General features: G+C 59.4%; 19 protein-coding genes and 1 pseudogene. 14 read left to right on the top strand and 6 right to left on the bottom strand.

Going from position 1 to position 18,814, the window contains the following annotated elements:
- The first annotated feature begins 101 nt into the window (after positions 1-101).
- The 9 genes from AC07RZ_RS05320 (at position 102) to AC07RZ_RS05280 (ending at position 10,195) form a co-directional block, all read left to right on the top strand.
- Positions 102-758 (top strand): Crp/Fnr family transcriptional regulator, encoded by a 657-nt coding sequence (locus tag AC07RZ_RS05320; protein ID WP_494667274.1) that lies wholly within the window; start codon positions 102-104, stop codon positions 756-758.
- A gap of 18 nt (positions 759-776) precedes the next feature.
- A complete protein-coding gene (locus AC07RZ_RS05315) occupies positions 777-1,268 on the top strand; it encodes a DNA-deoxyinosine glycosylase (RefSeq protein WP_494667179.1) in 492 nt (163 codons plus the stop codon).
- Between the two features lie 322 nt (positions 1,269-1,590).
- Positions 1,591-2,136 (top strand): DUF3304 domain-containing protein, encoded by a 546-nt coding sequence (locus AC07RZ_RS05310; RefSeq protein WP_494667178.1) that lies wholly within the window; start codon positions 1,591-1,593, stop codon positions 2,134-2,136.
- Positions 2,137-2,260: 124 nt separating this feature from the next.
- Positions 2,261-2,800, top strand: coding sequence for a DUF3304 domain-containing protein (locus AC07RZ_RS05305; protein ID WP_494667177.1), 540 nt, complete (start codon positions 2,261-2,263; stop codon positions 2,798-2,800).
- Positions 2,801-2,802: 2 nt separating this feature from the next.
- Complete coding sequence (locus tag AC07RZ_RS05300; RefSeq protein WP_494667176.1) at positions 2,803-4,590, top strand: T6SS phospholipase effector Tle1-like catalytic domain-containing protein; 1,788 nt, start codon at positions 2,803-2,805, stop codon at positions 4,588-4,590.
- A 128-nt stretch (positions 4,591-4,718) separates the two neighbouring features.
- Positions 4,719-5,555, top strand: a complete 837-nt coding sequence (locus tag AC07RZ_RS05295; RefSeq protein WP_494667175.1) for a spermine/spermidine synthase domain-containing protein — start codon at positions 4,719-4,721, stop codon at positions 5,553-5,555.
- A gap of 53 nt (positions 5,556-5,608) precedes the next feature.
- Positions 5,609-7,390 (top strand): type IV pilus assembly ATPase TfpB, encoded by a 1,782-nt coding sequence (tfpB, locus tag AC07RZ_RS05290; RefSeq protein WP_494667174.1) that lies wholly within the window; start codon positions 5,609-5,611, stop codon positions 7,388-7,390.
- 396 nt (positions 7,391-7,786) lie between these two features.
- Positions 7,787-8,893, top strand: coding sequence for a substrate-binding domain-containing protein (locus tag AC07RZ_RS05285; RefSeq protein ID WP_494667173.1), 1,107 nt, complete (start codon positions 7,787-7,789; stop codon positions 8,891-8,893).
- 81 nt (positions 8,894-8,974) lie between these two features.
- Positions 8,975-10,195, top strand: a complete 1,221-nt coding sequence (locus AC07RZ_RS05280; RefSeq protein WP_494667172.1) for a 6-phosphofructokinase — start codon at positions 8,975-8,977, stop codon at positions 10,193-10,195.
- Between the two features lie 33 nt (positions 10,196-10,228).
- Here the strand turns inward: AC07RZ_RS05280 and AC07RZ_RS05275 are convergent, their stop codons facing one another.
- Positions 10,229-11,254 carry a class I fructose-bisphosphate aldolase gene (locus tag AC07RZ_RS05275; RefSeq protein ID WP_494667171.1) on the bottom strand — a complete coding sequence of 342 codons (1,026 nt, stop codon included), beginning with the start codon at positions 11,252-11,254 and terminating at the stop codon, positions 10,229-10,231.
- Between the two features lie 97 nt (positions 11,255-11,351).
- On the opposite strand from AC07RZ_RS05275, the pseudogene AC07RZ_RS05270 reads away from it, so the two are divergent.
- A pseudogene (locus AC07RZ_RS05270) lies at positions 11,352-11,462 on the top strand (OsmC family peroxiredoxin); the annotation flags it as partial.
- Positions 11,463-11,572: 110 nt separating this feature from the next.
- A complete protein-coding gene (locus tag AC07RZ_RS05265; RefSeq protein WP_144736965.1) occupies positions 11,573-11,788 on the top strand; it encodes a YMGG-like glycine zipper-containing protein in 216 nt (71 codons plus the stop codon).
- A 100-nt stretch (positions 11,789-11,888) separates the two neighbouring features.
- On the opposite strand, the gene AC07RZ_RS05260 is transcribed toward AC07RZ_RS05265, so the two are convergent.
- Positions 11,889-12,581: a Crp/Fnr family transcriptional regulator gene (locus tag AC07RZ_RS05260; RefSeq protein WP_494667170.1), complete on the bottom strand. Its 693-nt coding sequence runs from the start codon at positions 12,579-12,581 to the stop codon at positions 11,889-11,891.
- A 296-nt stretch (positions 12,582-12,877) separates the two neighbouring features.
- Here AC07RZ_RS05260 and AC07RZ_RS05255 point away from each other — a divergent pair, with 296 nt between their 5' ends.
- Positions 12,878-14,701 (top strand): C13 family peptidase, encoded by a 1,824-nt coding sequence (locus tag AC07RZ_RS05255; protein WP_494667169.1) that lies wholly within the window; start codon positions 12,878-12,880, stop codon positions 14,699-14,701.
- 25 nt (positions 14,702-14,726) lie between these two features.
- Here the strand turns inward: AC07RZ_RS05255 and AC07RZ_RS05250 are convergent, their stop codons facing one another.
- The 4 genes from AC07RZ_RS05250 to AC07RZ_RS05235 all read right to left on the bottom strand — a co-directional run bounded on the left by AC07RZ_RS05250 (position 14,727) and on the right by AC07RZ_RS05235 (position 17,454).
- Positions 14,727-15,200 (bottom strand): VOC family protein, encoded by a 474-nt coding sequence (locus AC07RZ_RS05250; RefSeq protein WP_494667168.1) that lies wholly within the window; start codon positions 15,198-15,200, stop codon positions 14,727-14,729.
- Between the two features lie 95 nt (positions 15,201-15,295).
- Complete coding sequence (locus AC07RZ_RS05245) at positions 15,296-15,697, bottom strand: VOC family protein (protein ID WP_494667167.1); 402 nt, start codon at positions 15,695-15,697, stop codon at positions 15,296-15,298.
- 20 nt (positions 15,698-15,717) lie between these two features.
- A complete protein-coding gene (locus AC07RZ_RS05240; RefSeq protein WP_144736974.1) occupies positions 15,718-16,080 on the bottom strand; it encodes a YciI family protein in 363 nt (120 codons plus the stop codon).
- Positions 16,081-16,212: 132 nt separating this feature from the next.
- Positions 16,213-17,454 carry an RNA polymerase sigma factor gene (locus AC07RZ_RS05235; RefSeq protein ID WP_494667166.1) on the bottom strand — a complete coding sequence of 414 codons (1,242 nt, stop codon included), beginning with the start codon at positions 17,452-17,454 and terminating at the stop codon, positions 16,213-16,215.
- 220 nt (positions 17,455-17,674) lie between these two features.
- On the opposite strand from AC07RZ_RS05235, the gene AC07RZ_RS05230 reads away from it, so the two are divergent.
- Together AC07RZ_RS05230 and AC07RZ_RS05225 are read left to right on the top strand one after the other, a co-directional pair.
- Entirely contained in the window at positions 17,675-18,244 is a 570-nt protein-coding gene (locus AC07RZ_RS05230; RefSeq protein WP_494667165.1) for a helix-turn-helix domain-containing protein, read from the top strand.
- A gap of 11 nt (positions 18,245-18,255) precedes the next feature.
- Positions 18,256-18,798 (top strand): GNAT family N-acetyltransferase, encoded by a 543-nt coding sequence (locus AC07RZ_RS05225; RefSeq protein WP_494667164.1) that lies wholly within the window; start codon positions 18,256-18,258, stop codon positions 18,796-18,798.
- Positions 18,799-18,814: the final 16 nt, after the last annotated feature.

The following is an 18,814-nucleotide window of genomic DNA, read 5'->3' as shown; positions in this document are numbered from 1 at the left end:
AGTAGTGTGAGTCGGGAGATGGGGTTGTCATCTCGCAGACAATTGCCAAATTTTCGATATTGCAACGCATCATGATGATCAAAGAGACTTCCATCCAAGACATGCTGGCCAAGACCATGTGGGCGCGTTCGCTTACCGATGCGCAACTGGCGCGGGTGGAAGCCGAGATGTTCAGCCGCAAGATTGCCGGCGGCGCGTTCGTCTGCCGCAAAGGCGATCCGGTCACGCACTGGATCGGCGTGCACGAGGGATTGCTGAAGATGAGCAGCGTCTCCCCCGAAGGGAAAACGGTTTCCTTTGCCGGCATGGCGAACGGCGGCTGGCTGGGCGAAGGCTCCCTGCTCAAGAGCGAGCCGCGCAAATACGATGTAGTAGCGCTGCGCGACAGCGAACTGCTGTACATGCCGAAAACCACCTATCTATGGCTGCTCGACAACAGCATCCAGTTCAACCGTTTCCTGGTCACGCAGTTGAACGAACGGCTGGCGCTGTTCATCTCGCTGGTGGAATACGACCGCATGCTGGAGCCCGATGCGCGCGTCGCGCGCTGCCTGGCGGCGCTGTTCAATCCCTACCTGAATCCCGGCATAGGCCGCGAGCTGCAGATTTCCCAGGAGGAAGTCGGCAATCTTTCGGGCGCCTCGCGCCAGCGCGCCAACCAGGCGCTGCAGGTGCTGGAGAAAGCCGGGTTGCTGAAGGTCGATTACGGCAGCATCACCATCCTCGACCTGGACGGCTTGCGCCAGTTCCATTCCTGACCGGCCGCAGCCGCAGCGATGACCCGCAAACGCAGCTTTCCCCCGGTAGTGGATGAGCAGGTCCGCCTTTTGATACTCGGCAGCCTGCCGGGCAACGTCTCGCTTGCGCACAGCCAGTATTATGCGCATCCGCAAAACGCCTTCTGGAGATTGATCTCGGAAGTCGTCGGCGAAGACCTGCGCGCGATGGATTATGCGCAGCGCCTGCAGGCCTTGCTCGGACATGGCGTGGGATTGTGGGACGTGGTGGCCGAAGCGCAACGCCAAGGCAGCCTCGACAGCAACATCGTCGACCACGCCAACAACGACCTGATCGGCCTGATAGACAGCCTGCCCAGGTTGACGACCATCGGATTCAACGGCGGGACGGCGGCGCGCCTGGGATTGAAGGCATTGAAGGAACACGCCGAAAAATACCGGATCGTGCTGCTCCCTTCGAGCAGTCCGGCGCATACGATGGCTTATGAAAAAAAATTAGCACAATGGGCAAATCTCAACATCAAGAATTGACGATCTCCATTCACCCAAACACCTGATTCTGCAGATTGACCACCCACAATCGACATTTGATTGTTATTTGACCGACAACATTATTTCATGCAAGATAGGCAATCCTGATTATCCTGGGTCTGCCTGCTCCGTATCCCTTCCTTTCCCGACCATGCTCTGCTTGCCGATGAAGAACTTGAAGCAGCCAAGGGGAAATAAACATGACGAATGCAAAGTCCTGCCTGGAACCGGCCCAGGTAGCCTGTCTACATGCGTTGCTGACGGACTGCGGAACACATTGCGACTTCAATTTGAATATCGGTATTTTTTTAAGGGAAATTAGATGAAGAGTCGCTTCTTTAAATCTGCATTATTGCGATGGTTGCTGCCGTCACTCCTGGTATTGCTGTTAAGCGCCTGCGCTGGCGCTGGATCAAACCGATTGATCGCGGAAGGAAAGACTTCCACTCCTGTTTCGGCAATATCGCACTATGGCAAGGGTATCGGAATTGGAGACTTCTATATCAACGGTCAATGGGGCGGAGTTTTATATGATGGTTGGGGTGGAGGAGGCGCGACGGTGTGTTGCGTGACCCTGCCCCGTGCGACCAACGCGCCCACCATGGTGACAGTGAAATGGAAGACATATCGTACGGGAGTCACGGAAGAGCGCTGGCATGAGGTGACTGTGCCAGTGCACTTTGATGTCCCATTAGGGAAGAGCGATGGCCTGAAAATTCATTTCTTACCTGGACATCGTGTTGAAGTTTGGAGCGCACGAATTGGACTTTGGGATCCAGAATATCCAGGTCCTCCATATCCACGCCCTCCTGCTCCGGATTATGTTCCTCTCCCCGACGAAAAACCTGTACCGGCCAAGGGGAAATAAACATGACGAATGCAAAGTCCTGCCTGGAACCAGCCCAGGTAGCCTGTCTACATGCGTTGCTGACGGACTGCGGAACACATTGCGACTTCAATTTGAATATCGGTATTTTTTTAAGGGAAATTAGATGAAGAATCGCTTCTTTAAATCTGCTTTATTGCGTTGGTTGCTGCCGTCACTCCTGGCATTGCTATTAAGCGCCTGCGCTGGATCAAACCGACTGATAGCAGAAGGAAAGATTGGCACCACCGTTTCGGCGGTGTCCCACTATGGCAAGGGTATTGGAATTGGAGACTTCTATATCAACGGCCAATGGGGCGGAGTTTTATATGATGGTTGGGGTGGCGGAGGTGCGACGGTATGTTGTGTCAGCCTGCCGCGCACGACCAGCACTCCTACCATGGTGACCGTGAAATGGGAGACCTATCGTACGGGAGTCGCAGAAGAGCGTCGGCATGAAGCTACTGTACCAGTGCATTTTGCCGTTCCTCCAGGAGATGGCTATGGTTTGGTAGTCCATTTTCTACCAGGACATCGCGTTGAAATCTGGTATGCCGGTGAGGGTACCGGCAGCCCTGATTATCCAGGTCCTCCATATCCACGCCCTCCTGCTCCAGATTATGTTCCGCTTCCTGATGAAAAACCTGAACCGGCCAAGGAGAAATAAACATGACGAATGCAAAATCCTGTCTCGAACCGGCCCAAGTAGTCTGTCCACGTGCGTTGCCGACGGATTGCGGAAAACATTGCGACTTCAATTTGAACATCGGTATCTTTTTTGATGGTACCGACAACAATATGAAACGCGACACCCCATCTCTTTCACAAAGCAATATTGCTCGTTTATTTCGCGCCTACCAACACAATCCTATGGAAGGCTTTTTTTCGCACTACATTCCTGGTGTCGCGACACCGTTTGAGGAACTTGGCACCGATGGGGAAGACATACGGGAGGCTGCCGCCGGCAAGGGCGGTGAGCCGCGCATTATCTGGGGATTGCTGCAGGTCTTAAATTCCGTGCATCGTTTTGTAAGCGATAACAAACCGATGTTCAAGGATAAGCAAATGAAAGCACTCTGCAGCGACCACTGGGTAAAGCAAGACAATCCACGTGAGTGGCCAGCGCCCGTCCCGTCCGAAGAAGACAAGATACTCAAAGAGCTCGGCTTGAAATCCGGTTTGGTCGATCACGAAAAAACGCGAGAAAATTTCTTGAAACAATGCGCCCTTAAACTCAGCGTGCACCTCAGGAAATCGACAACGCTGCCATGCCTTGCCGGCATTTATCTCGATGTATTCGGCTTTTCCCGCGGCGCGGCCCAGGCGCGCGTGTTCACCAACTGGCTACACCAATACTTTCTGATTGACTGTCAATTGTTCGGCATCCCCGCCTATGTCCGTATACTGGGCCTGATGGATACGGTCGCCTCGGTCGGCGCCACCAACGCCAACGATGGCGAAGGCCACTGGGATTGGGCCAAGCCGGAAAATCTGCATATACATCCGTGGGTCATGAACTGCGTCCACTATGTCGCGCTGCATGAGTTTCGCACCGTATTCCCCGTCGATAGCCTATGTCAGGGCGACGTTTTACCAAAAAATTGTTACGAACACTATTATCCCGGCGCGCATGCCGATGTCGGCGGCGGTTATGCACCCGGCGCGCAAGGCAAGGCGGTGCGCATCGTTGATGGCGTACCGGTTGCGGACGACAGCATGAAGTTGTCGCAACTGGCGCTCAACGACATGTATCAGGCCGCCAGAAAAACCTGTGAATATCATTCCGGGCAGCCATGGATAGAAGTGACTCCGCCGCCCAACGAAGTTCGGAAGCATTTCATCGCGCCTCCTTCGCGACACTCGCGGAATCCAAAAGTGGAAGAACAATTTGCCTTGGATCCGAGTGTCCGTTCCTCAGTGGAGAAGTATTTTGCCAACTGCGACATCTCCGAGGATCTCCCCATTGGCAAGCAATTGCAGGCCCATGGTTTGATGTACCTGGCCTTCCGCCATATGGTCACCATGGCGGACGGTTTCGAGCGCCTGTATAGCGTCAAATTTGCGCAGGCCGTGGGGAAAATTCAGGTGCGCGACAATGCCGGCAACCTGAAGGAGCAAGATAGCCTGGATTATTACCGGAAGGGACAAGTGGTATTCGCCGACCAGATCGATATGATGAAGCGGCTATGGCGCAGGGATTCAGGCGATCGGTTTGGGCGGGATCGTTACAGCGAGAATGTCGTAGAAATCTATCGCTCGATCCAGAAGATAAAAGTATCTCCCACGGTTGGGGGCTTTTACGACGACATGGTGCATGATTCTTATGCCGGATTTCTCGAAAAACTGGGTGGCGAGGGTTGGCGCAAGCACGTTGAAGGGCAAGGTTACCTGCGTTACCGCGCCGTGTATCGCGGCGACGATATACGCCTCAATTCCATGTATGCCCGCCGCGCTTGACCAGTATCCAGCATGAAAAATCCTCAAGGACGTAGCGGCCGGACTGGCCAGACAATATTTAGCGCAAGTTGCCGCCGGGGCACGGTATCATTGCCCTACATTTTTACCTGACGCTATTTATTCCGCTAATGCTGATCAAACGCAAATCCATAGAAGCCGACGCCAACCGCATGGATGGCCCGCGCAAACGCTCAGAAGTTGCAAAAAAAGACACAGCCAAACCACCGCGCAAACCCAAATTTGCGCCAGTCACGCTGTCCGAGCAGGACGGCGTGCGCTTCCTGCATTTCGGCACCGAGTGGGTGCAAGGCGCGATGCGGCTGCGCAAGCCGGACTGGCCGGAACTCGAGTACGCCCAGCAAATGATGGCCTGGATGCTGTTCAACCCGGAGCCGCAGCACATCGTGCAACTGGGCCTGGGCACCGCGGCGCTGACCAAGTTCAGCTACCGCCAGTTCCCGGCCGCGCGTGTCACCGCGATTGAACTGAACCCATCGGTACTGGCGATCTGCGCCTCCATGTTCAAGCTGCCACCCGACGACGAACGGCTGTCGGTGCTCGAAATGGACGCCATGGATTTCGTCATGGACCCGCTCAACCACGGCAGCATCGACGCCCTGCAGGTCGACCTGTACGACGCCACCGCGCGCGGCCCGGTGCTCGACACGCCCGAGTTCTACAGCGCTTGCGCGGCTTGCCTGAAGGACGACGGCATCATGACCGTCAACCTGTTCGGCGACCACCCCAGCTATGCCAAGAACCTGAAAGCCATGATGTTCGCTTTCGACGATGTCTGGTGCCTGCCTGAAGTCCATGAAGGCAATGTCATCGCCATCGCCTTCAAGAAAACCCCGCCGGTAGATTTCAGCGCCTTGTATGAACGCGCCGCCGACATTACCGCAGCCACCAAGCTGCCTGCCAAATCCTGGGTCAACGGCTTGAAAGCCTGGCATTCGCCGCAGTAACAGGCTAGGCTGGACCAACCCATGCTGCTCAACCAATCGATACTTCCATCGCAATGAACACTGCACCGCCCAAAATACTAGACCTGCAGCAGATCTTCACCTGGCTGCTGAACGATGGCACGGTCGACAAGAACGATGTCAAAGCGTTTTATACCCAGGCGCAAGGCATTTTCCGCAACGCTCCGATCGCGATCCATCCGCTCAATGCGGTGGCCCAGTGCAAGCGCCAGTCGGCGCTGCCGCCGCATCGCGCCATCACCCTCGAATGGCTGACCGAATGGCTGGCGCGCCAGGTGCAGATGCCGTTCTACCGGATCGATCCGCTCAAGATCGATTTCGCCAAGGTGGCCGATGTCATGTCCGCCAGCTACGCCACCCGCTTCAACATCCTGCCGGTCGAGCTGAGCCTGACCGACTTGGTGATCGCCACCGCCGAGCCGTTCCGCACCGAGTGGCAGGCGGAAATCGCCAAGATCACGCGCCGCAATATCCGCCTGGTGATCGCCAATCCGCTCGATATCACGCAATACATCACGCAGTTCTTCACGCTGGCGAAATCGATCAAGAGCGCCCATAAATCGGGCGGCCAGGAACTGGCGCTGCGCAACAACTTCGAGCAGCTGGTGGAACTGGGCAAGTCGAACAAGCAGGTCGACGCCAACGACCAGCACATCGTCAACATCGTCGACTGGCTGTGGCAGTATGCGTTTGAACAGCGCGCTTCCGACATCCACATGGAACCCAAGCGCGACTTCAGCGCCATCCGCTTCCGCATCGACGGCGTCCTGCACCAGGTGTACCAGGTGCCGGCGGTAGTCATGATCGCCATGACCGCGCGCATCAAGCTGCTGGGACGGATGGACGTGATCGAAAAGCGCCGGCCGCAGGACGGTCGCATCAAGACCCGCACTGCCGGCGGCCAGGAAATCGAGCTGCGTTTGTCTACCCTGCCGACTGCCTTCGGCGAGAAGCTGGTGATGCGGATTTTCGATCCTGAGGTAGTGGTCAAGACCTTGCCGGAACTCGGTTTTCCGGTCGACGACGCCTTGCGCTGGGATGCGCTGACCAAGCGCCCGCACGGCATCATCCTGGTGACCGGCCCCACCGGCTCGGGCAAGACCACGACGCTGTACACCACGCTCAAGGCGCTCGCCACTTCCGAGGTGAATGTCTGTTCGGTGGAAGACCCGATCGAAATGGTGGAAGCTTCGTTCAACCAGATGCAGGTCAACCATGGCATCGACCTGACTTTCGCCGACGGCGTGCGAGCCCTGATGCGGCAGGATCCGGACATCATCATGGTGGGCGAAATCCGTGACCTGGAAACCGCTGAAATGGCGATCCAGGCCGCCCTCACCGGCCACCTGGTGCTGTCGACCCTGCATACCAACGACGCGCCGTCGGCCGTGATGCGCCTGCTGGAACTGGGCGTGCCCTACTACCTGCTGGAAACCACCTTGATCGGCATCATGGCGCAGCGCCTGGTGCGCACGCTCTGCACCCATTGCAAGAGCCCCGACGGCCAGGTTGCCGACGATGTCTGGGCCACGCTGGCGGAAAACTGGAACGTACCCAAGCCGGCCAATGTCTACCATCCGGTCGGCTGCCCGGAATGCCGCCAGACCGGCTACCGCGGACGCACCGGCCTGTACGAGCTGCTGACCGTGACCCAGCCGTTCTCCAAACTGATCCAGACCGAAACCGACATCCATGCGCTGAAGCGGCAGAGCATCAGCGATGGCATGAAACCCCTGCGCCTGGCTGGCGCGCTGAAGGTGCTGGAAGGCGTCACCACGGTGGAAGAAGTCTTGAAAGTCACCTCGGCGCTGACCTGAAGCGGCAACTTGCCTGCATCGCTGTGAACCATAAAGGGCTGCCCGTCTGGATGACGGGCAGCCCTTTGTCCGTTTACCTTTCCTTGGCACAAGTCCGGCCTGCGGCGGCACAAAAAATTATTAAAATAATAAATATCCGGACAGAAAAAAACGCTATTGCCGATCCTGGAACTGATTTCCAATAGACAATGATTTAACCTTTGCGTAAGCTAAGGCACGCTATTGCCGGCACCGTCTTCCGAGCTTGTCATTTTGCTTGAAAGCGGCGTCAGCACTGGCTCAGGGAGATGTGTGCATTTTGCAATACAGGGAGTAGTCTGCAACGATTAGTTTGCAATAAAAAAGACAGGCGGGAAATCCGCTCCGACCATACGCAGTCAAATCCGGATAAAAATAATGAAATTGACACACTTTAATTTCGTAACGGTAGCACTTGTCTTCGGCCTCGTCAGTTCCGCGTTCGCACAGGAAGATCCGACCTTGTTCCTGAACCGCGCCAATGCCAGGATCGCCAAGGCGATGGCCTTCAAAACCAGCTGGGACGGCCCCACCAGCGGACCGAAAATCGCAGCCCAGAAAAAATCGATTGTGCTGATCGCATCAAACCTGAAGAACAACAGCGTCCTGCGCGTCGCCAACGGCGTCAAGGAAGCGGCGGCGGTAGCCGGCTGGGACGTGTTCGTGATCGATTGCTGGGGCGTCAACAGCAAGCACGCGGAAGCCTTCAGCCGAGCGCTGGCGCTGAAGCCGAACGGCATCGTCCTGGCCGGCATCGACGCCAACGAACAGCCCAAGGAAATGAATGCCGCCCACACCCAGAGCGTGCCGGTAGTCGGCTGGCATGCATCCACCAGGATAGGCCCGAGCGACGGCTTATTTACCAATGTCACCGCCGATCCGAAAGAGGAAGCGACGATTGCGGCCTTGCTGGGCGTGGTCAACTCCAACGGCAAGGCCGGGGTGGTCGTCTTCACCGATCCGAACAGCCTGTATGCACAGTCGAAGTCGAACGAATTGGCGTCGGTTATCAAGCAGTGCCGCAGCTGCAGCCTGCTCAGCGTGGAGGCATTGCCGGCCACCACCAGCGCCGACAAGATGCCAGCCATCCTGACGGCGCTGGCGCAGCGCTTCGGCAAGAAGTGGACGCACATCATCGGCGTCAACGACAATTACCTTGACCTGCTGGCGACGCCGGCGGCGGCCGCGGTCATCGCCGGCAACAAGATCGAGGCGCTGTCCGCCGGCGAAGGTTCCGAATCGGCCTACCAGCGCATCCGCAGCAAGAGGGTGCAGCTGGCCACGGTGCCGGAACCGTTCAGCCAGCAAGGCTGGCAAATCGTCGATGAACTGAACCGCTCGTTTTCCGGCGAAAAAGCCAGTTCCTACGCCACCCCGGCTTACCTGGTGACGGAGCAGAACATCGCCTTCCACGGCGGCCAGCAAAACACCTTCGAACCGAATAACGGCTACCGCAGCGAGTACAAGAAAATCTGGGGGAAATAACGCGGTTGGCCGGCGCTTGCGCGATGGAGGTAGAATCGACGGACGACAGCTCGGTTCAACCATGGTCCAAGGAGAAATCAGATGCATTCGAGAAGAATCCTTATCGCGCAAGGCGGCGGCCCGACCGCCGTCATCAACCAGTCTTTGGTGGGAGTAGTGCTGGCGGCACACGGAGTGTCCAATGTCGACCTGGTGTACGGCGCCCGCAACGGCGTGCGCGGCATCGTCGACGAAGACTTCCTGGACCTGGGCCAGGAAACCAGCAGCAACCTGGAGCTGGTGGCCAACACCCCCTCTTCCGCGCTAGGTTCGACGCGCGACAAACCCGACCTCAAGTATTGCCAGGAAATCATCCAGGTGCTGCAGGCGCACCAGATCAACCACTTCTTCTACATCGGCGGCAACGATTCATCCGACACCCTGCGCATCCTTAGCCTGGAAGCGGAAAAACTGGCCTTTCCCTTGCGCTGCATCCACATTCCGAAAACCATAGACAACGACCTGGTCAGCAACGATCACACGCCAGGGTTTCCATCGGCCGCGCGCTTCGTGGCGCAGGCGTTTGCCGGCGCCAACCTGGATAATGCCGCCTTGCCCGGCGTCTATGTCGGCGTGGTGATGGGCCGGCACGCCGGCTTCCTGACGGCGGCGGCGGCGCTGGGCAGGAAGTTTGCCGATGACGGGCCGCATCTGATTTACCTGCCGGAACGGGTGTTTGTGCTGGAGAATTTCCTGGCCGACGTCAAGCAAGCCTACCAGCGCTTCGGCCGCTGCGTGATTGCCGTTTCCGAAGGCATACACGACGCATCCGGCACGCCTATCGCCAGCCTGCTGGCCAAGACGGTGGAGCGCGACGCCCATGGCAATGTGCAGCTGTCCGGCAACGGCGCGCTGGCTGACCTGCTGTGCGAAGAGATCAAGTCGAAACTGAACATCAAGCGCGTGCGCGGCGATACCTTCGGCTACCTGCAGCGCTCGTTCATGGGTTGCGTCTCGGATGTGGACCAGCGCGAAGCGCGCGAGGTCGGTGAAAAGGCGCTGCAGTTCGCGCTTCATGAAAACCGCAACGGCACCGTCGCCATCAAGCGCAGCGGCGCCTATGCGGTCAACTATGAATTGCTGGACCTGGACGTGGTGGCAGGCAAGACGCGCGTGATGGAAGATGAATTGATTGCCGCCAGCGGCACCGACGTCACCGACGCCTTCCGGCTGTACCTGCAGCCGCTGCTGGGATCAGGCATGCCGGACGGCTTCCGCCTGCGTGCGCCGGCCGTCGCAAAAATACGGAATAGGACTAGCTGACCCGCGCCCTGCCAAGGCGCGGGATGCGGCACCTCATGCGGGTGCATTCTCCATCGCACTGTCGTACTGGCCGAGGTGCGCCAGGCCGTTCAGCCGGCAGCGGCGCAAGAAGGTTTTTTGCGCTTCGGCCACGTTCTGTTCCTGGCCCTTCCAGGTTGTCAGCACCGGCGCCTGCAGCGCTCGCCCGTAAGAGAAACTGACCGGCCACGGATGCGCGCCAAGCTGGTTCATGGCGTTCAAGTGCGCAGTCGCGTCTTGCGCGCTCTGGCCGCCCGACAGGAATACGATGCCTGACACCGCCGGCGGCACATGGCGCTCAAGGCAGCGCATGGTGGCTTCTGCAACCTGCTGCACACCGGCTTGCTGCGGGCATTTCATGCCGGCGATCACCATGTTCGGCTTGAGCAGCATGCCCTCGAACACAACGCGCTGGTTATCCAGTTCGGCAAACACGATTTCCAGCACCTGTGAAGTCACTGCCTCGCAGCGTGCTATATCGTGCGAGCCGTCCATCAGCACTTCCGGTTCGACGATCGGCACGATCCCGGCCTCCTGGCACAGCGCGGCATAACGCGCCAGGGCGTGGGCGTTTGCCTGTATCGCGGACGTCGTCGGAATGCCCTGCTCGCTGATCTCGATCACGCCGCGCCACTTGGCGAACTTTGCTCCCAGCTGCCGGTATTCCTGCAGGCGCTCCCGCAAGCCGTCCAGTCCTTCGGTGATTTTCTCGCCGGCATGCAGGGCCAGCAGCTTGGCGCCGCTATCGACCTTGATGCCGGGAAGGATGCCGCGGCGCGCCAGCAATTCGGCAAACGGGGTGCCGTCGGCGCTGCCCTGGCGCAGCGTTTCATCGTACAGGATGACCCCGCCGAGATAGGGCTCGACACCCTCGGTGGTAAACAGGATTTCACGATAGCGGCGGCGGCTTTCCTCGCTGCATTCCAGTTTGATGGCATCGAACCGTTTCTTGATGGTCGGCCCGCTTTCGTCCGCCGCCAAGATGCCCTTCTGCCCTGTCACGATGGCGCTAGCCACCGACTTCAGCTCGTCGATATTCATTGCTGGTTACTCCCAGTGATGACTGCGGACTGCAAAAAGTCGTCGAAACCATGCTGCCACGAATGCAGCGGCAAGGCAACCGCCGGCGCCAGGTTCCGGAGCGACCCAGGCAAGCTTCAAGGCAGCGGCGAACAAGGCCAAGGCGGGTTGCCCGGTTTCAAAACTGCTGAACGCCAAGATTACCCTGGATGCAAGGCTGGAAGCCTGAATCCCGGCTTACGTGCGCCAGCGCACCGACCATGGCCGGTTTTAGCGCTACTGTTGACTCCAAGGCCAGGGCATTTCCCTGCGACCCCGTATCGATAAAGAGGTAATCCTATGAAAACCATGCAAAAACTTACTGCCGCGGCAATCACTGTTGTCATGTTGCTTGGCCTGGGCGCATGCGACGGCATGTCGCGTCGCGGACAGAACACGGCGATCGGCGCAGGCGTAGGCGCTGTGGGCGGTGCGGTATTAACCAACGGCAGCGCCCTTGGTACGGTTGGCGGCGCCGCAGTCGGCGGTGTGATCGGTCACGAAATCGGGAAATAACCGGCCAGGCCCGGCGCGCTTGCTGGCGGCAGGCTTGCCTGCGTCCTGCCATGGAAATGGCATGCCGCGGCCTGGGCCATAACCATTGGCCCTCAGGCCCTCAACATAGCAACGCTGCATAAACCTGCCGCTCAACGGCATAACAGCTGCATGCCGCCGCCTCCAGTCCAAGCCTGTCGATCACCTTGAGGTTGCCGCGCCGGTATTCGATCAGCCCGCTGCGCTGCAAGGCGCTGGCCGCAGCGGTGATGCCCTCGCGGCGCACCCCGAGCATGGCGGCCAGGAATTCGTGGGTGACACGGAAACTGTCGGAATGGGCTCGGTCCTGGCTCATCAGGAGCCAGCGTGCCAGGCGCGGGCCGATCAGATGAAAACGCAGGCAGGCGGCCGAAGTGGCCATCTGCGCCATGCGGACATACAGGTATTGGTGCATGCCTTTCAGCAAAGCCGGACTGTGCGCCAGCTCGCTGCGGAAATCATTGGCGCCGATGCGCCGCGCAGCCCCCGGGCTTTGCACCACGGCGTGCACCGGCGCGGTCGCCACGCCCAGCGCCATCTGCGCTCCCAGCATGCCTTCCCGCCCCACCATGCCAACCTCGACCCCGGGACTGCCCGCAATTTGCGCAATCAGGGAAATCGACGCTTCGACAGGAAAATACACATGGCGGATAGCATGGCCGGGTTCGCACAACACTTCGCCCAGCTCCAGCTCCACCGGTTCGCTGACGCCCAGCAGATGCAGGCGATCCTTGCGCGGAAGCAGCTCGATCAGATGGTTCTCGACGGTGCCCAAACTGGTTCTCCGGTATATTGCCGGCCCGTCAGCTTGACGAGCCGAGATGAAGATCGTGTTATTGGCAAATACGATGTCGGGGTAGTACTGGCAGTGTGCAGCAGGCAGCTGCGGCTGACCGTCTGCTAGCGCACATAACGGAGATTGCGTTGACGCGCCATCCTGGCGCGCAGCTGCGGCAGCCCGGCGGCCGGAAACGCTGTTGCCGGGATTTTTATGCAAAAAGACAATATCTCGTGGTAAATTTCCATGCCACAACTTGCAGCGTCTGAAAATCATCGGGAACAGGGAAATATATGCATAAAAACAAGGCCGTCATGGGCAACCGCAACCGAATGCTGACTGCAGCAAGCACGGCTGCGATATGCGTGTTTTTTTCAGGCTTCCTGTCCGCCGGTGTCGCAGCCGCGCCATCCGCCCCGGACGCCATTACCCCCGACGGCGGCAAATATTACGGCCGCCTGACGGACGGCAAGCTGCAGGGCCAGGGGAAAATGGAATGGGCGAATGGCGCTGTTTACGAGGGTGGCTTTGAAAAAGGACTGTTTTCAGGAAAAGGAAAATATCGGATAGATCCCGGCTACCTGTACGAAGGCGAGTTCAAGGATGGCATGCGGTCTGGCCAGGGCCGCGCGGTCGACCCCAGCGGGTCGGTGTACGTCGGACACTTCGCCAATAACGAATTCGACGGCTTCGGCAAGCTGACGGCCAAGGACGGCGAGTATACCGGGCAGTTCAAGCATGGGACATATGCCGGCAAAGGGGAAATGAAGTACGCCAACGGCCGCACCTACAAAGGTGAATTCGCCGACGGCCAATTCCAGGGCAAGGGACGGTATGAGGTAAAGGGTGAAGAATTCTACGAGGGCGAATTCGACAAGGGAGAATTCACCGGATATGGGATCTACCAGAGACAGGACGGCTCGCGTTATGCAGGCGCCTTCAAGAAATGGCTGCCGCACGGCGGCGGCCGGCTTACCGATATCCGCGGCAACGTCTACGAAGGCATGTTTGCCGATGGCCGCCTGGTCGGGCAAGGACGTTATGCCGGCAAGGACGGCAGCAGCTACCAGGGCGGATTCAAGAACTGGAAATACCACGGGCAAGGGATTTTCCGGAATGCCAAAGGCGACCGCTACACAGGAAATTTCTCGTATGGTTTCTATGAAGGCGAAGGCACGCTGACTTATGCTTCTCCGCAAAAAGACGGCCGCACCAAGGACAGCGGCATCTGGAGCGAAGGCGTCCTGGAAGATGCCACTGCTGAAGCGCAAGCCAAGCTGAACCTGGAAACCGCGCTGTACCAGCAGCGCGCCCTGCTCGACAAGACCCTGGCGGCGGTCGCGCCGCGTGAGCCGGGCAAGGTCAACATGTACCTGCTGGCTGTCGCCGGCGACGGTTCGCAGGAAGTATTTCACCGCGAAACGGATTTTGTGCGCAAGCAGTTCGACCGCGATTTCGGCACCCAGGGACGCTCGGTGGTGCTGGTCAACAGCCGCAACACGATTACCCAGGAGCCGATGGCGACAGTCACCAGCATCCGCGAAAGCCTGAACGCCATCGCCGGCAAAATGGACAAGCAGAACGACATCCTGTTCCTGTACCTGACCAGCCACGGTTCGCGCGACCATGAACTGATGCTGACCCAGAACGGCCTGGAGCTGCGTTATCTCAAGGCGGCGGAACTGGGGAAAATGCTGGCGGAGTCCGGCATACGCTGGAAGGTGGTGGTAGTGTCGGCCTGCTATGCGGGCGGTTTCATCCCCCCATTAAAAGACGAGCGCACGATGGTGATTGCCGCCGCCCGCCCTGACCGCACTTCTTTCGGCTGCGCCGACGACAATGACTTTACCTACTTCGGCCGGGCGTTCTTCCAGAAATCCCTGCCCGGCAGCGCGTCCTTCAGCGCGGCCTTCGACAAAGCCAAAGCCCTGGTCGCCACCTGGGAAAACGACGACATCAAGAGCGCAGGCAAAGGCGGCGGCGTAATGCATTCAGAACCGCAGATATATCACACCGCCGCGATCGACCAGTACCTGAAGACATGGCAGGCGCAGCTGAAAACCGTTGCGCCGGCGGGCAATGCCAAGCAGGCTTCGATCGTCGCGCCGCCTCGCTGACGCAGGCCGGCGGCACGCCGCGTACCTATTGCTGTTCGTAAGCCTGCTGCAAGAGCTTGGCGTCGATCTTGACCATCTTCATCATCGCCTGCATGACCCGTTGCGCTTTCTGCGCATCCTTGTCTTGCAGCAGCTCGCCCAGGACCTTCGGGATGATTTGCCACGACAGGCCGAACTTGTCCTTGATCCAGCCGCAGCCTTGCGGCTCGCCGCCTTCGGAAAACCTGGCCCAGAGTTCATCGACCTCTTCCTGGTTTTCGCAATTGACGAAAAACGAAATCGCCGGCGTGAAGCTGAACTGGGGGCCGCCGTTCAGGGCGATGAAATCCTGGCCATGCAGCTGGAACGTGGCCGACATCACCGCCCCCTTGGGACCAGGCCCGGCATCGCCGTAGCGCGACACGTTGCCGATTTTTGCATCCTTGAAAACCGACGTATAGAAATTCATCGCCTCTTCGGCCTTGCCATCGAACCACAGGAATGGAGAAATTTTCTGCATTTTTGCTGCTCCTCGGTGAAGAAAATGCGGAAGGAAATACGAAAGGAAACGTGGAAAACCGCCTCTGCTCAAAGATAGCGGCCCCTGTCCTCAAGCTACTCGCCAGCTGCCGGCTCCATATACGCGAATTCCCAAGCGTGGCCGTCCAGGTCGCGGAAACCGTGGCTGTACATGAAGCCGTAGTCTTGCGGTTCTTCCGTGGTGCGCCCCCCTGCAGCGCGGCCGGCGGCAACCAGCTGGTCGACCTGGGCGCGGCTGTCGCATGAAACACAGACCAGCACCTCGGTCTGCTTGGTGGCGTCGCACACCGGCTGTTTAGCAAAACCCTGGAAAAAATCCTCTACCAGCAGCATGGCGTACAGGTTCTCGCCAAGGATCATGCAAGCCCCTTGGTCGTTGGTGAATTTCGGGTTGAAGCCATAACCGAGGCTCTTGAAGAAATCCTTCGATTTCGGCAAATCCTTGACTGGCAGGTTGATGAAGATTTGCTTGTGCATGACCTTTCCTTTCAGATAATTCAGGCGGTTGCCTGCGCTGCAGCGATATCGCTGATGTCGAGTTCGCGCACCGGGCGCACTTCAATGCTGCCGTAACGTGCAGGCGGGATTTTCGAGGCCCAATGGATCGCCTCGTTGAGGTCCTTGGCTTCGATCATGTAGAAACCCGCCAGCTGCTCCTTGGTTTCGGCGAACGGGCCGTCGGTCAAGGACATCTGGCCGTTGCGCACCCGGACGGTAGTGGCGGTGTCGATCGGCTGCAGCGCTTGTCCGGCGACAAAATGGCCGCTGCCGCGCAATTCCTCGGCAAAAGCGAAGCAGGTGCTGTCCGGACAGGCATGCAGCTTGTCCTGGGCAAGGTAGACAAGGCACAGATAGTTCATGATGGTCTCCAGTAAATGGCATGGAATGGTCGGCGACAGCTGGCGGCGCAGAGCCCCCCGGCGTCGGTTTATGTACACCTGCACAAGATAGTCGAACCGCGGGCAGCGGAATCGACAGTACTCCAGATATTTTTATTGCTCTGCCAGGCCGGCCAGCCGCCGGTGCAGGAAGCGCCGCTCCGGCTCTTGCTGGGTCAGGGCCAGCGCCCGCCCGTAGGCGGCGCGCGCTTCTGCAACGTGGCCAAGGCGGCGGTGCAGGTCGGCTTGCGCCGCGTGCGCCAGATGATAATTTTGCAACTGGCCGCCGGCAATCAGGTTGTTGACCAGGACCAGGCCCGCATCCGGCCCTTGGTGCATGGCGACCGCCACCGCGCGGTTCAGCTCGACCACCGGCGTCGGCTCCAGGCGCAGCAAGGCGTCATACAAGCCTACGATCTGTCCCCAGTCGGTAGCATCGGCATGGCGGGCGTGGGCGTGGACCGCGGAAATCGCGGCCTGCAGCGCATAGGCGCCGAAACTCCCGGCCGACAAGGCGCGCTCCACCAGCGCCGATCCTTCGGCAATATGTTCTGCGTTCCACAAGCTGCGGTCTTGCTCGTCCAGCGGGACCAGGTCGCCATCCGCGGTGCTGCGCGCGATGCGGCGCGATTCATGCAGCAGCATCAGCGCCAGCAAGCTCATCACCTCCGGTTCCGGCAGCAGTTCCAGCAGGAGCCGGGCCAGGCGGATCGCTTCTTGCGACAGGTCATGGCGCGTCAGCGTCGCGCCCGAGGAGGCGGAATAACCTTCGTTGAACACCAGGTAGATGACGCGCAGCACCGTGTGCAGGCGCGCCGGCAATTCGTCGCGGCCTGGAACCTGGTAAGGGATGCGGGCGTCGCGGATCTTCGCCTTGGCGCGCACGATGCGTTGCGCCAGCGTCGGCGCCGGGGTCAGGAAAGCATGGGCGATCTCTTCCGTGCTCAGGCCGCACACTTCGCGCAAGGTCAGCGCGATCTGCGCGTCCGGCGCCAGCGAGGGATGGCAGCAGGTAAAGACCAGCCGCAGGCGATCGTCCTCGACGTGTTCGCGGTCGTCGTCCGGACCAGGACTGCCGTCGGCAATCGTTTCGATCGATTCCGCCACCTCGTCATAGGCGGTGAACCTGGCGCGGCGCCGTATGCCGTCGATCGCCTTGAAGCGCCCGGCGGACACCAGCCAAGGCACCGGCTTGTCGGGGACGCCGTCGCGCGGCCATTGCTCCATCGCGGCCTTGAACGCATCCTGCAAGGCTTCTTCGGCCAGGTCGAAATCGCCCAGCAGGCGAATCAGGGTAGCGAACACGCGTCGCGATTCGCTGCGGTATACATCTTCTATCGTGGCGCTTATTGGCATCGTGTAGGCATCGTAACGAGGTGGTCTCTGGCAGTGCTTTTTATAGCCTGTCCATTCCTGTACCACGAGAATAATACATTGAATCACGGCCCTGCCGATCCTCCCTGGAACAGTGCCGATGATGCAGCAGGGCCGATGCACCTTGATTCCAGCATTGACTTCCTTGTCCAGTATAATGGATAATATTTCCATTATTATAGATACCGAGAACCCTGCCATCATGGATATCAATGCCCGCATTGCCGCTCGCGTCAGTTTCCTGCGCCAGGAGCGCGGCCTGTCGCTGGATGCGCTGGCCACCAAATGCAGCGTCAGCCGCTCCATGATTTCCCTGATCGAGCGAGGCCAGAGCAACGCCACCGCGGTAGTCCTGGAAAAACTGGCGACCGGGCTCGGCGTGATGCTGCCGGCCTTGTTCGACGATCCGCAGCCGCAGGCCGCGCCCCTCATCCGCCACGCCGACCAGCCGCAATGGCGCGATCCGCAATCGGGCTACCTGCGCCGCAATGTTTCGCCGCCGCATCCGCAATCGCCGCTGCGGATTGTGGAAGTGCTGTTTCCGGCCGGCGCCCGGGTCACTTACGAAACCTCGGCGCGCGACGCGCTTGTATACCAGCAGATATGGATCCTGGAAGGCAGGATGGATATCACCGTCGGCGATGCGCAATATTCGATCGAAGCCGGCGACTGCCTGGCGTTCCAGCTGGACAGCCCGGTCGCCTATCACAACCCCCATCGCAAACCAGCGCGCTATGCCGTGATCAGCAGCACGGACAGCGCGCGCCCATAAGGAGCCGGCACATGCAAGAGCACATACAAATCCGTCGCCTGGACTCGCTCGAACCGGCCGCGATCGCCGCCCTGAGCGAGATCCTGATCGATTGCGTCGACGGCGGCGCTTCGGTCAGCTTCATGCATCCCCTGACCCGCACGCGGGCGGACAATTTCTGGAATGACGTCGCGCCCGGCGTCGCCGCCGGCGAACGCCTGCTGCTGGTAGCCTTGGCCCCCCATGGTGAAATTGTCGGCACGGTGCAGGTAATCTTGAAGCAGCCCGAAAACCAGCCGCATCGGGCCGATGTGGCTAAACTGCTGGTCCACCGCAAAGCGCGCCGCACCGGCCTGGGTGCGGCGCTGGTGACGGCGGCGGAACATGCCGCGGCGCTCGCCGGCAAGCGCTTGCTGGTATTGGATACGGTCACCGGCAGTCCGGCGGAACAGCTATACAAGCGGCTGGGATGGCAGGTATCCGGAGTGATTCCCGACTACGCGCTATGGCCGGATGGCCGCTTGTGCGCCACCACCGTCTTCTACAAGCGGATCGGAAACGGCGCAGCGGCTTAAGCCGGTTACCTGCGCC

This window comes from Collimonas sp. GW821-FHT07E08 (genome assembly GCF_059418905.1).
Note: the sequence above shows the minus strand (reverse complement) of the source record. Positions and strands in the feature narration are given on the sequence as shown.

What these genes read in the sequence shown, in the direction of transcription:
- AC07RZ_RS05320 (WP_494667274.1), top strand. Translation starts at nt 102, where the DNA reads ATGCTGGCCAAGACCATGTGGGCGCGTTCGCTTACCGATGCGCAACTG.
- AC07RZ_RS05315 (WP_494667179.1), top strand. Translation starts at nt 777, where the DNA reads ATGACCCGCAAACGCAGCTTTCCCCCGGTAGTGGATGAGCAGGTCCGC.
- AC07RZ_RS05310 (WP_494667178.1), top strand. Translation starts at nt 1,591, where the DNA reads ATGAAGAGTCGCTTCTTTAAATCTGCATTATTGCGATGGTTGCTGCCG.
- AC07RZ_RS05305 (WP_494667177.1), top strand. Translation starts at nt 2,261, where the DNA reads ATGAAGAATCGCTTCTTTAAATCTGCTTTATTGCGTTGGTTGCTGCCG.
- AC07RZ_RS05300 (WP_494667176.1), top strand. Translation starts at nt 2,803, where the DNA reads ATGACGAATGCAAAATCCTGTCTCGAACCGGCCCAAGTAGTCTGTCCA.
- AC07RZ_RS05295 (WP_494667175.1), top strand. Translation starts at nt 4,719, where the DNA reads ATGCTGATCAAACGCAAATCCATAGAAGCCGACGCCAACCGCATGGAT.
- tfpB (WP_494667174.1), top strand. Translation starts at nt 5,609, where the DNA reads ATGAACACTGCACCGCCCAAAATACTAGACCTGCAGCAGATCTTCACC.
- AC07RZ_RS05285 (WP_494667173.1), top strand. Translation starts at nt 7,787, where the DNA reads ATGAAATTGACACACTTTAATTTCGTAACGGTAGCACTTGTCTTCGGC.
- AC07RZ_RS05280 (WP_494667172.1), top strand. Translation starts at nt 8,975, where the DNA reads ATGCATTCGAGAAGAATCCTTATCGCGCAAGGCGGCGGCCCGACCGCC.
- AC07RZ_RS05275 (WP_494667171.1), bottom strand. Translation starts at nt 11,254, where the DNA reads ATGAATATCGACGAGCTGAAGTCGGTGGCTAGCGCCATCGTGACAGGG.
- AC07RZ_RS05265 (WP_144736965.1), top strand. Translation starts at nt 11,573, where the DNA reads ATGAAAACCATGCAAAAACTTACTGCCGCGGCAATCACTGTTGTCATG.
- AC07RZ_RS05255 (WP_494667169.1), top strand. Translation starts at nt 12,878, where the DNA reads ATGCATAAAAACAAGGCCGTCATGGGCAACCGCAACCGAATGCTGACT.
- AC07RZ_RS05250 (WP_494667168.1), bottom strand. Translation starts at nt 15,200, where the DNA reads ATGCAGAAAATTTCTCCATTCCTGTGGTTCGATGGCAAGGCCGAAGAG.
- AC07RZ_RS05245 (WP_494667167.1), bottom strand. Translation starts at nt 15,697, where the DNA reads ATGCACAAGCAAATCTTCATCAACCTGCCAGTCAAGGATTTGCCGAAA.
- AC07RZ_RS05240 (WP_144736974.1), bottom strand. Translation starts at nt 16,080, where the DNA reads ATGAACTATCTGTGCCTTGTCTACCTTGCCCAGGACAAGCTGCATGCC.
- AC07RZ_RS05235 (WP_494667166.1), bottom strand. Translation starts at nt 17,454, where the DNA reads ATGCCAATAAGCGCCACGATAGAAGATGTATACCGCAGCGAATCGCGA.
- AC07RZ_RS05230 (WP_494667165.1), top strand. Translation starts at nt 17,675, where the DNA reads ATGGATATCAATGCCCGCATTGCCGCTCGCGTCAGTTTCCTGCGCCAG.
- AC07RZ_RS05225 (WP_494667164.1), top strand. Translation starts at nt 18,256, where the DNA reads ATGCAAGAGCACATACAAATCCGTCGCCTGGACTCGCTCGAACCGGCC.